Below are 10998 nucleotides of genomic sequence, written 5' to 3'. Positions count from 1 at the left end.
TCGTCGTGCCGCGTTTCATACTGGACCGGCCTGCCGGCGCGGGCGGGCCCGAACTAATACAACCCGACATCGTCATGGCCGACGCCCCGTTCAATGGCCGGGCGATCATCAACGCGCTGCACGCGCGGATAGCAGAAAGAACGCGCTAGGAGCCTGTCGGATTTAGGGAGTCGAAGCGAAAAAAGTGCTGGACGAGGACAGATTTTGACGATTTCGCAGTGCCAATAGCGAGCTATTGGCCGAGAAAGCGGCGAAATATCGATCGTCCAGCATTTTTTGCAGCCGACGATCCTAAGTCCGACAGGCTTCTAGGGTCATGGGTTGCAGGCGCGTTTAATCTGGATCTCCCGGCGCCGCCACAGGTTCAGGCTGCCCGGGCGCAAATGGTTCGAAGATGAGTGCGAACAATGCCCGACTCCGTGGTCAAACATCACCTGCCTGGACAAAGGACAAAACACGGGGGTGGTAAATTGGAGAGCGCGTTTGGCGAATTTGCGTTGCTGCTGACCATCGCCGCCGGCGCCGGCGCCCTCTCCCTCTGGCTGCGCCAGCCGGTATTGCCCGCCTACATCGTGGTCGGCATTGTTGTCGGCCCCGCGGCGCTCGGGATCGTCAGCGCCCACGACCAAGTCAACCTGCTCGCCCAGCTTGGGGTGGCGGTGCTGCTCTTTGTGGTCGGCTTAAAGCTCGACTTGCAGCACATCCGCCACATCGGCCCGGTCGCACTGGCCACCGGACTCGGGCAATTGGCATTCACCATCGCGTTTGGCTTCCTGCTCATTTTGCTGATGGGCAAAAGCCTGATCGAAGCGCTCTACGTCGCCATCGCGCTGACGTTCTCGAGCACGATCATCATCGTCAAGCTGCTGTCGGACAAACGCGAGATCGACTCGCTGCACGGGCGCATCGCCGTCGGCTTTCTGATCGTCCAGGACTTGGCCGTCGTGCTCGCCATGATGGCCATGAGCGCGATGCGCGACAGCGCCGGCGCGCCATTGCCCGAACTGGCCATCTCCCTGCTTGCGCGCATTGCCATCGTCGTCGCCGCGATGGTCATCCTGATGCGCCGCGTGCTGCCAAAAATATTGTCGTTGGCGGCCCGTTCCAAGGAGCTGTTGCTGATTTTTTCCATCGCCTGGGGCACCGGGCTGGCGGCATTGGGCGACTGGGCCGGATTTTCAAAGGAGGCTGGCGCCTTTTTGGCCGGCTTTTCGCTGGCCTCAACCCCCTACCGCGACGCCATCAACGCGCGCCTCACCGGCATCCGCGACTTCCTGCTGCTGTTCTTCTTCATCGACCTGGGCGCCCGGCTCGACTTCTCCACGCTCGGGCAGGCGCTGGCGCCGGCCGTGGTGCTGTCGCTGTTCGTACTGATAGGCAACCCGCTGATCGTCATGGCGATCATGGGTTACATGGGCTACCGCAAACGCACCAGCTTTTTGGCCGGGCTGACCGTGGCGCAGATCAGCGAGTTTTCGATCGTCTTCGTCGCGATGGGCATATCGCTCGGCCATGTCGGCATCGACGCCCTGGGCCTGACCACGTTGGTCGGCCTCGTTACCATCGCGGCATCGACGTATATGATCCTGCACTCGCACCGCTTGTACGAGTTGCTTGCCCCGTGGCTACGGATATTCGAGAGGGAGAACCCCTACCGGGAGCTCGCCGCCACCGCCCACACCGACGGGCATGAGCGGCCGGAGGTGCTGGTGTTCGGGCTGGGCCGATATGGTAGGCAACTCGCGCTTGGCCTTCGCGCATCGGGCCTGGAGGTGCTCGGGATCGATTTCGACCCGGTCGTGGTGCGGGCGGCGAGCCACCAAGGCCTGCCCGTGCGATTCGGTGACGGCATCGAAGTCGACTTCATTGGCAGCTTGCCGCTTGGCGATATCAAGTGGGTGGTGAGCGCCTTGCCGGACGCCGAATCGAACCGCGGTTTGATGCAGGCGCTGCGCGAGAACGACTTCCAGGGCAAGGTCGCCGCCGTGACGAGTGAAGAAACAGACGCAATCCTGCTCGGCGAGCTGGGCGCGTCCATCGTTTTGCAGCCGCTAAAAAATGCAGTCGACCATGCCGCGACGGCGCTCGCGGGAATGATAAAAAATGGGCGCGCGGACTGAGAGGCTGAGATTCTTTCGACCGTCCGAAAAACTCTCAGCCTCTGACACGCCGCACCCGCGCGCTTAGCCTGGCGAAACTTCCAATCGCACCCCGGAACAGTTCCTTTTGATTTTTTCGGATCTCCGCGCGCCTGCGGATTTGCGGTCGCGCCAGCGCCGACGCACCGGGACCGGCACAAGGCGCGGGCACTGGACATCGCTCAACGATGAACCGAAATTTCAACACCATACTGATCCGCGACGTCACGCCAATCGCAGTCCCACGAAGTCCGTGCAAAGGGGTCCGACATAAAATGGTTTTGGTGGATAGGCGGTGCGATCGTGTTCATACTCTTTTATGACAGGAGCGCAGACCGATCGCTGACCAACTATATTTCCATGTTCGCCGTGCTACTTGTCAGCGTGCTGCTGGGCCAAAGGGCGGAAGCAAGGGCGATCAAAAACGCCCAACATAAGCGCGACAGGGAGTTGGCAGAATCGCTCCCCGGCGAATTGGAGGCGTTCAAGGCGAAAAAAAACGACGTGGATGGGGGCGCGCCATGAACCGTCGAATCTATCTATATTTGCGGCCATTCACTTTCGATGGAGCAATTTAAGTGGACAATCCCCAAAAGATGTCCATATGGCGCAACCTCATGCCCACGTCATCGTACGGCACGCGGACGCACGTGGACCTCGAAGAGCTGCTCTTGCAAGCGATCGCCGGCGACGCCGCGCTCGCGGCAATCGGCCGCATAAGCGACATCGTCGGCGCGGGAAAAAAAATCATCGCCGGTGACGACGAATGGCGCGACTATTTCGACATGCTGTCGGAACGGGCCGCCTGTATCATTTCGGTGCCGTCTCTGCATCCGAGCACCCTTTGGGAACTCGATCAATTGGCCAAGCGCTCCCTGTTCTCCAAGGTTCTGATGATCTTCACCGGGCTCCACGCTTCGGGCAAAGACCCTAGATATGCAATTGGGAACCTTGCCCCGGAACTCAAACGGTCGGACTGGGATTTGCCCACGGACCTGACGACGACCAGCTTGGTGAGCTTTGCACCGAAGGGTGTAGTTTCTTTCCATCATGCCGACTCGGGGTTCAACAAGCGACACATTTCCCGGATGATCGCAACGGTTCTGGCGCAACAGATTACTTCGCAGTTCACGCCGCGGGATGAGCGTCCCGCATTGGAAACTGGCCAGCCTTTTTGAAAATTCCGTCCACGCACGGCCACGATCCCGGGTGCGCTCCCACTCTTGAGACAAGCGTCTCGATAACGAGAATCCGCGGCCCGCGTTCCGGGGAGGCACCGCGCTCGCGCCGCCGCATGTCTTACAAGCGAGACTGTCCGCGCCCGCCGACGCCCGCCACGCCCGGCCAGAGCACGCGGGCAGCCGCGGGCACGATGATTGCTAAACCATCCGGACGGCCCGCACCGGACCGCCAACCAGGAGACCTCCCAGCATGCTACGCAACAAATCCGCCCTCGTGACCGGCTCCACCGGCGGCATCGGCCTCGGCATCGCCCGCGCCCTCGCCGCGCAAGGCGCCAACATCGTCCTCAACGGCTTTGGCGATCCGCACGAGATAGAGGCGCTGCGCGTCGGCATCGCCGGCGAGTTCGGGGTCGACGTCATCTTCAGCGACGCCGACATGGCCGCGCCGCAGCAAATCCGCGCGCTCTTCGAATTGAGCGTCGCGCGCATGGGCCGGATCGACATTCTGGTCAACAACGCGGGCATCCAGCACACCGCGCCGGCCGAGCAATTTCCCGACGAGCGTTGGGACGCCATCATGGCCATCAACCTGTCGTCGAATTTCCACGCCATCAAAGCCGCCCTGCCCCACATGCGCGCGCAGGGCGCCGGGCGCATCGTCAACATCGCCTCGGTGCACGGATTGGTGGCCTCGACCAACAAGAGCGCCTACGTGGCGGCCAAGCACGGCGTGATCGGCCTGAGCAAGGCGATCGCGCTCGAGACCGCCGGCGCCGGCATCACCTGCAACGCGGTCTGCCCCGGGTGGGTGCTGACCCCGCTCGTGCAAAAACAGATCGACGCCCTGGCGTCGCGCGAGTCGATCGGGCCCGAACAGGCGCAGCAGATGCTGCTGTCCCAAAAGCAGCCCTCGGGCGAATTCGCCACACCGGCCCAACTGGGCGCGCTGGTCGTGTTCCTGTGTTCGGACGCGGCCGGCCAGATCAGCGGCGCCGCGATGACCATGGACGGGGGATGGACAGCGCAATGATCAGCCAGACCGAAACAGGCAAAGTGGTATCGGCCGCCGACGCTGTTCGCCTGATCCGCGACGGCGACACGGTCGCCACGGGCGGCTTCGTCGGCATCGGATTCGCCGAGGAGATCGCGCTCGCGCTCGAGCAACTGCACCTCGAGGGCGGCTCGCCGCGCGGCCTGACGTTGGTCTACGCGGCCGGCCAAGGCGACGGCCGGGACAAGGGCCTGAACCACCTGGCCCACGAAGGCTTGCTCAGTTGCGTCATCGGCGGCCACTGGGGCCTGGTCCCCAAGCTGCAGAAACTGGCCCTGTCGGGCGCGATCGAGGCCTACAACCTGCCGCAGGGCGTGATCTCGCAGTTGTTCCGCGACATCGCCGCGCACCGGCCCGGCCACATCTCGTCGGTGGGGCTGGGCACCTTCGTCGATCCGCGCTTCGGCGGCGGCAAGCTCAACGAGCGCACCAAGCGCGACCTGGTCCAATTGATCGAGATGCCGATGAGTTCGAACGAGTACCTGTTCTACCAGGCGTTCCCGATCAACATCGGCATCCTGCGCGGCACCACGGCCGATCCGGACGGCAACATCACGATGGAAAAGGAGGCCCTCACGCTCGAGGCGCTGGCCATCGCCATGGCCGTGCACAACTCGGGCGGCATCGTCATGGTCCAGGTCGAGCGCATCGCCGAGCGTGGCACGCTCAACGCGCGCCAGGTCGCCATTCCAGGCATTCTGGTCGACTGCGTGGTCGTGGCCAGGCCCGAGAACCACTGGCAGACCTTCAGCGAGCCCTACAACGCGGCCTTCAGCGGGCAGCTCAAGGTGCCGGCCGCGTCGATGCCGCCCATGGCCGGCGGCGCGCGCCGCGTCATCGCGCGCCGCGCCGCGCTCGAACTCAAACCCAACAGCGTGGTCAACCTGGGCATCGGCATGCCCGAGGGCGTGGCCGCGATCGCCAACGAGGAGCGCGTGGTCGACCTGATGACCCTGACGGCCGAGCCGGGCGTGATCGGCGGCGTGCCGGCCGGCGGCTTGAGCTTTGGCGCCGCCATCAACGCCGACGCCATCATCGACCAGCCCTCGCAGTTCGATTTCTACGACGGCGGCGGGCTCGACCTCGCCTTCCTGGGGCTGGCGCAGGCGGACCGGCAGGGCAACCTCAACGTGAGCAAGTTCGGCAGCCGGCTGGCCGGCGCGGGCGGCTTCATCAACATCAGCCAGAGCGCGAAGAAGGTGGTGTTCATGGGCACCTTCTGCGCCGGCGACGGGGTCCGCAAATTCGTCGACCAGGTCGAGCACCGCACCTTCAGCGGCGCGTTCGCGGCGCGCCGCGGCCAGCCGGTGCTGTACGTGACCGAGCGCTGCGTGTTCCGCCTGTGCGACACCGGGCTCGAGCTGACCGAGATAGCGCCCGGGGTCGACTTGCAGCGCGACATACTCGACCACATGGACTTCAAACCGACGATCCACGGCGCGCCGCGCCTGATGGACGCCCGCATCTTCGAGGAGCAGGCGATGGGCTTGCGCGCCGAAATGCTCAGCCTGCCGCTGGCGAGCCGCTTCGCCCACGACGCGGCGCAGGACACCCTGTTCATCAACTTCGAGGGCTACAGCGTGCGCAGCCTGGGCGACCTCAACGCCATCCGCAGCCAGGTCGAGCGGCTGGTGTTGCCGCTCGGACGGCGGGTGCAGGCCGTCGTCAACTACGACAACTTCACGATCGCGCCCGACGTGCTTGGCCCCTACACCGACATGGTCGGCGCGCTGGGCGCGCGCTTCTACGCCGGCGTGACCCGTTACACGACCAGCGGTTTCCTGCGCGCCAAGCTGGGCAAGGCCCTGGCCGAGCGCAGCGTGGCGCCCCACATCTTCGAGAGCGCGGCCGAGGCGCATGCGCACCTGAGAAAGCTCAACGACAAGAGCGCCGATTCGGCCTGAGGCGCGTTAACAAACCCTTGGTTCCCATGTACACTTGCGCGATCAGCAAGCAGACCAACCAGGGACCGATCGACGATGTCGAACCACATCACGGAAGCCTTCCTCAAGGATTCCGACGCCATCCACAAGCATGCGATGGCCTCGCTCTTCGCCCAGCTCGACAGCCTGTGCGAGGGCGCCATCACGGTCGACCGCCACGGCCGCATCGCGTGGATCAACGACAAGTACCTCGCCATGCTCGGACTCGGCGACGCGCGGCAGGCGCTCGGGCGCGACGTCGAGGAGCTCATCCCCAACAGCCTGATGCGCGAGGTGATGCGCTCGAACCTGCCGATCCTGCTCGACATCATGAGCTTCGGCAAGCAGTCGATGGTGGTCACCCGCATGCCGCTGCACGACGACGCGGGCGAGGTGGTCGGCGCGATCGGCTTCGTGCTCTACGAAAAAATGAACTACCTCAAGCCGCTGCTGGCCAAGTTCGCCGCGCTGCAGGCGGAGCTGGCGCTGGCCAGGCGCGGGCTGGCCGAGAGCCGGCGCCCCAAGCACACGCTCGACAGTTATATCGGCGGCGGCCCCGCCAGCGCCGAGGTCAAGCGCCTGGCCGGGCGCGCCGGGCGCCAGGATGCGAGCGTGCTGCTGCTCGGCGAAACGGGCACCGGCAAGGAGATCGTCGCCAGCGCCATCCACGCGGCCTCCCCGCGCGCGGCGTTGCCGTTTATCGGCATCAACATGGCGGCCGTGCCCGAGGCCCTGCTCGAGGCCGAGTTCTTCGGCGTGGCGCCGGGCGCGTTCACGGGGGCCGACAAACGCGCGCGCGAGGGCAAGTTCAAGCTGGCCGACGGCGGCACCCTGTTCCTCGACGAGATCGGCGACCTGCCGCTGGCGATGCAGGGCAAGCTGCTGCGCGTACTGCAGGAGCAGGAGTTCGAGCTGCTCGGCTCGAACAGCGTCGTCAGGGTCGACGTGCGCGTGATCGCCGCCACCAGCGTCGACCTCGGGCGCCTCATGCGCGAGGGCCGTTTCCGCTCCGACCTGTACTACCGGCTCAACGTGCTGCAGATCACGCTGCCGCCGCTGCGCGAGCGCCTCGAGGACATGCCGGCACTGTGCGACGCCCTGCTGGAACAGATTTCCCAGCGCACCGGCATGGCCTTGCGCACCGTCGGCGCCGGCGCCATGGCGCTGCTGGCGGCCTGCCGCTGGCCGGGCAATGTGCGCGAGCTGGCCAACGCGCTCGAACGCGCTTGCATCCTGAGCGACAACCTCGCGCTCGGCGCGGCCGATTTCGCCTTCCTCGGGCCGCCGCCGGCGTCGGCAAAGCTGCAGTACGCCGACGCGCTGGCCGCCTTCGACCGCGCCATCATCGGCGCGGCGCTGCAGGACAACGCGGGCAAGGTCCCCGCCGCCGCCCGCCAACTGGGGATGTCGCGCGCCACGCTGTACAAACGCATCGCCGCGCTCGGCATGTCGGCGCGGGCGGCGTCGTAGTCCCCGCGCTTGTCACCTGACACAGTTGCGCCAATAAACCCGCTTGATCATTACGTATGGGTACCACCCAACAATGTCGATTTCGACGCCACCCCTCGTGCCGATGTTGGTCGACAACGCTTGACTTCAAAGGGTGGCGTACTCATCATAGGGCAAGCACTAATTTCCGTGGGACAAGGTTATTGCAAAAAAACTCACGGTGACTGACAATACGGACATCGGTTAAGCAACCCACAACGTTAAATGGCTCAGAATAAATTGGATGAAACCCGGACCATGGTTACGCCAACGCCGGCCGCTCAGCTGCCCAGGACGGAGGCAGGCCCCCCGATCGACGCGATTGAGCTTGCACGTCTGAACGGCTATGCCGCGTTCGTCCTCAACGCGCTCAAGGAGCAGCTCGGCGATGCCGCCGGGTACGATGTGAAATCGCTCTCGATATTGTCGAAAAACGTGAGCGATAAGCGCCTCGGTTACGACGGCGAAACGGCTGGCAAGATTGCCACGCTGTATGGCGCGTTTCTGGGGCAGACCCTGATCACGTGCTTTCCCAAGGCCGCGCCGGCCTGGATCCGCGCCAATGGCGGCGTTGGCATCGCCATGCGCTCGCCGTCCGGGGCGGTGTCGCTGGTCTTCCCCGTGGCCAGCCTGACCAGCCACATCGAACAGGGCGAGCAATTCTCGCTGCTGCGCTGTTTTTCGGCGGTCGCCGCCAGCCTTGCCGGACCATCGCAGCAGCGTGCCGAGCCCGAGCCGGCGGCGCGCATCGCCCCAGACGTAAAACCGCTTCCCGCGACGCCCGTTGACGCAGACGCGCTCGCCGCGCCAGTCTCGGCGCCGGTCGCCGCGCCACTCCCGAAGCCGGTCGCCGCGCCGATCCCGGAGCCGGTCGCCGCGCCGATCACGTCCCCCGTGGAGGCACAGGCCGCAGTGTCCGCCAAATCGGCCAGACCGGCGTTCATGCGGCAGGCGCTGGCGCCAACGCCGGCGTTCGACCTTGGGCCCGATGACAAAGGAAATCCGCTCATCCTCCATTTGCCGGAGGCGTGCTGCAACTGCTCGCACCGGACCTACACAGTGGCCAAAGAGACGCCGCTCAAGCTCGGCGGAGGTCAGGGCATCGAAGTCGACTTCGCGTATTGCGGCCGCTGCGCCTTTACCGCAGGCAAACTGCCCTTGCGCCTTGCCGTGCACGCCGCCCTGCTGGGCGTGGCCTACGCGGGCCTGATCATCGCGACGCTTTGGTCGGGCAGGCTGCTGGCGCTGGCCGTGTTGGCGCCGCCCCTGATCGCGGCGGCCGTCTATTTTTCCCTGCACCGCGCGCGCGGCCGGATGACCAGCAACTACCAGCCGGTCCGCCTGGCCGGACTGGAACGCGGGTCGCTCGGCATCAGGAAGCTCGTACTGCGTTTTTCAAACAAGGAATACGCGGCCGAATTTGGCTCGCTTAACGAAAATCGGGTCAGCGACGGCACCATCGAAATCACCCATGCGCGGATGATCCGCTTGCACAACCGCCCATACGGTTGACCCGCAGCGGCAGGTTCAGCGCAAGCCGAAGAACGCTTCGGTGTTGCCGCGCACCTGCGCGGCCAGCGCCGGCGCCGGCTGCGCGCGGATCGCCGCGACGGTCTCGAGCACGGCGCCCAGGTACATCGGCTCGTTGCGGTTCGCGGCCGGCTTGGGCCGCACATGGCGCGGCGGCAGGTACGGCGCGTCGGTCTCTATCATGAGCCGGTCGAGCGGCAGGTGCTTGACGGCCTCGCGCAGATCGTCACCGCGGCGCTCGTCGCAAACCCAGCCGGTGATGCCGATGTGGCAGTCGAGGTCGAGGTATTCGCGCATCTGCGCCAGCGTCCCCGTGAAGCAGTGCACCACCGCGCCCTTGAGCGCCGGGCGGTACTGCTTGAGCAGCGCGAAAAACGCGTCGTGCGCGTCGCGCTCGTGCAGGAACACGGGCTTTTGCAGCTCGGCCGCCAGCGCCAGTTGCGCCTCGAAGCAGCGCAGTTGCTCGCGCTCGGGCGAAAACATGCGGTTGTAATCGAGCCCGCACTCCCCCACCGCGACCACTTCGGGCTGGCGCGCCAACTGCGCGATGGCGGCGGCGCTGGCCTCGTTCCAGCTGCTCGCGTCGTGCGGATGCACGCCGGCCGTGCAGCGCAGGTAGTCCGGATAACGGCGCGCCAACGCCAGCGCCTCGGTGCTGGCGCGCTCGGAGGTGCCGGTGACGATGATCCGGCAGACCCCGGCCTGGCGGGCGCGTTCGAGCACGGCGTCGAGGTCGGCGTGGAAACGCTGGTTGGTCAGGTTGGCGCCGATATCGATCATGGCCGGTGGCTTGTGCATGGGTGCCGCTTTCAATGTGCCGCTTTCAAGGTGCCGCTTTCAAGGTGCCGCTCTCAAGGTGCCGCAGTCAGGGGTGCGACGAGGTGGGCCAGGCGCGGCAGCGCCGCCAGCGCGTTGGCGTGGGTGGCCGCGGCCACCTGCCCGGCCGTCATGCCGCGCAGGCCGGCGAGCACGGCGCCGATGGCGGGCAGTTGCTCCGGGCTGTTGCGCGCCGGGTGCAGCCAGGCCGGCGCGATGTCGGGCGCGTCGGTCTCGAGCACCAGGCCGTGCAGCGGCAGCGCGCTCGCCAGGCGCCGGATCTGGAGCGCGCGCGTGAAGGTCATGGCGCCGCCAAAGCCGAGCCGGAAACCGAGCTCGAGATACGTCTGCGCCTGCTGGAAGCTGCCGTTGAAGGCGTGCGCGATGCCGCCGGCGGGCCGGATCTGGCGCACGTGCTTGAGCACCTGGTCCTGCGAGCGGCGCACGTGCATCAGCACCGGCAGCGCGAAGTCGCGCGCGATGCGCAGCTGCTCGCGCAGGAAATGCTCCTGCTTCTCGCGCATGGCCGGCTCGCACAGCATGGGGATGAAAAAATCGAGCCCGATCTCGCCGATGGCGACAAAGCGCGGGTCGCCCATGGCCGCTTCGACCGCGCCGCGCAGGGTCGCCAGGTCGTCCTCGCTTGCCTGCGGCACATAAATCGGATGGATGCCCAGCGCGTAGCTGGCGTTGGGCGCCGCGCGCGCCAGTTGCGCCACGGCGCCGAAATTGCCCGTTTCGACCGCCGGGATCACGATCATCGACACCCCGGCATGCCCCGCCCGCGCCGCCACCGCGCGCGCCCCGGCGCCGAATTCGTGGGCGTCGAGGTGACAATGGGTGTCGATCCACATGGTTACAGCTGCGCC

At 65.9% G+C, this 10998-nt stretch carries 9 protein-coding genes; 7 read left to right on the top strand and 2 right to left on the bottom strand.

What is annotated here, in order from left to right; genetic code table 11:
* The first annotated feature begins 497 nt into the window (after positions 1 to 497).
* The 7 genes from C7C56_RS06055 (at position 498) to C7C56_RS06025 (ending at position 9295) form a co-directional block, all read left to right on the top strand.
* Positions 498 to 2120 (top strand): cation:proton antiporter, encoded by a 1623-nt coding sequence (locus C7C56_RS06055; RefSeq protein ID WP_219933111.1) that lies wholly within the window; start codon positions 498 to 500, stop codon positions 2118 to 2120.
* 321 nt (positions 2121 to 2441) lie between these two features.
* A complete protein-coding gene (locus C7C56_RS06050) occupies positions 2442 to 2663 on the top strand; it encodes a hypothetical protein (RefSeq protein WP_106756567.1) in 222 nt (73 codons plus the stop codon).
* Positions 2664 to 2788: 125 nt separating this feature from the next.
* Positions 2789 to 3316 (top strand): hypothetical protein, encoded by a 528-nt coding sequence (locus C7C56_RS06045; protein WP_146204304.1) that lies wholly within the window; start codon positions 2789 to 2791, stop codon positions 3314 to 3316.
* A 253-nt stretch (positions 3317 to 3569) separates the two neighbouring features.
* Entirely contained in the window at positions 3570 to 4352 is a 783-nt protein-coding gene (locus tag C7C56_RS06040) for a 3-hydroxybutyrate dehydrogenase (protein WP_106756565.1), read from the top strand.
* Positions 4349 to 6277 (top strand): acyl CoA:acetate/3-ketoacid CoA transferase, encoded by a 1929-nt coding sequence (locus C7C56_RS06035; protein ID WP_181373041.1) that lies wholly within the window; start codon positions 4349 to 4351, stop codon positions 6275 to 6277. The genes C7C56_RS06040 and C7C56_RS06035 overlap by 4 nt, the downstream gene beginning before the upstream one ends.
* Positions 6278 to 6352: 75 nt before the next feature.
* Positions 6353 to 7765: a sigma-54 interaction domain-containing protein gene (locus C7C56_RS06030; protein ID WP_106756563.1), complete on the top strand. Its 1413-nt coding sequence runs from the start codon at positions 6353 to 6355 to the stop codon at positions 7763 to 7765.
* 243 nt (positions 7766 to 8008) lie between these two features.
* Complete coding sequence (locus tag C7C56_RS06025; protein WP_146204303.1) at positions 8009 to 9295, top strand: hypothetical protein; 1287 nt, start codon at positions 8009 to 8011, stop codon at positions 9293 to 9295.
* A 15-nt stretch (positions 9296 to 9310) separates the two neighbouring features.
* Here the strand turns inward: C7C56_RS06025 and C7C56_RS06020 are convergent, their stop codons facing one another.
* Both C7C56_RS06020 and C7C56_RS06015 read right to left on the bottom strand, forming a co-directional pair.
* On the bottom strand, positions 9311 to 10111 hold the full coding sequence (locus C7C56_RS06020; protein WP_219933110.1) for a TatD family hydrolase: 801 nt from the start codon (positions 10109 to 10111) through the stop codon (positions 9311 to 9313).
* Between the two features lie 53 nt (positions 10112 to 10164).
* A complete protein-coding gene (locus C7C56_RS06015; protein WP_106756561.1) occupies positions 10165 to 10983 on the bottom strand; it encodes a TatD family hydrolase in 819 nt (272 codons plus the stop codon).
* Positions 10984 to 10998: the final 15 nt, after the last annotated feature.

The organism is Massilia glaciei (genome assembly GCF_003011895.2).
GTDB lineage: Bacteria > Pseudomonadota > Gammaproteobacteria > Burkholderiales > Burkholderiaceae_D > Telluria_A > Telluria_A glaciei.
Note: the sequence above shows the minus strand (reverse complement) of the source record. Positions and strands in the feature narration are given on the sequence as shown.

What these genes read in the sequence shown, in the direction of transcription:
- C7C56_RS06035 (WP_181373041.1), top strand. Translation starts at nt 4,349, where the DNA reads ATGATCAGCCAGACCGAAACAGGCAAAGTGGTATCGGCCGCCGACGCT.
- C7C56_RS06030 (WP_106756563.1), top strand. Translation starts at nt 6,353, where the DNA reads ATGTCGAACCACATCACGGAAGCCTTCCTCAAGGATTCCGACGCCATC.
- C7C56_RS06040 (WP_106756565.1), top strand. Translation starts at nt 3,570, where the DNA reads ATGCTACGCAACAAATCCGCCCTCGTGACCGGCTCCACCGGCGGCATC.
- C7C56_RS06020 (WP_219933110.1), bottom strand. Translation starts at nt 10,111, where the DNA reads ATGCACAAGCCACCGGCCATGATCGATATCGGCGCCAACCTGACCAAC.
- C7C56_RS06015 (WP_106756561.1), bottom strand. Translation starts at nt 10,983, where the DNA reads ATGTGGATCGACACCCATTGTCACCTCGACGCCCACGAATTCGGCGCC.
- C7C56_RS06025 (WP_146204303.1), top strand. Translation starts at nt 8,009, where the DNA reads ATGGCTCAGAATAAATTGGATGAAACCCGGACCATGGTTACGCCAACG.